Genomic DNA, 207 nt, shown 5'->3' with positions numbered 1-207 from the left:
CTTCTAAGCCGTAGGTCACAGGTTCGAATCCTGTAGGGCGTACCATTTAAAATCAAGCACTTACCCCTATTTTGCAACTACAATTTTTCCCGACTGGGACGGATTTGGGACGAGATTTCCAAAAAGCTCATCAATTTTACGTGCATGCTCGCTTAAGTGATTAGGCGCTAAATGAGCATATCGCCTTACCATTTCAATTGACTCCCA

1 pseudogene is annotated in these 207 nt (G+C 43.5%); it reads right to left on the bottom strand.

Annotated elements, in window-relative coordinates:
- Positions 1-66: 66 nt before the first annotated feature.
- Positions 67-207, bottom strand: a pseudogene (locus NXS07_RS21560) (integrase); the annotation flags it as partial.

This window comes from Xenorhabdus bovienii (genome assembly GCF_024721015.1).
In the GTDB taxonomy this organism is placed as follows: domain Bacteria; phylum Pseudomonadota; class Gammaproteobacteria; order Enterobacterales; family Enterobacteriaceae; genus Xenorhabdus; species Xenorhabdus bovienii.
Note: the sequence above shows the minus strand (reverse complement) of the source record. Positions and strands in the feature narration are given on the sequence as shown.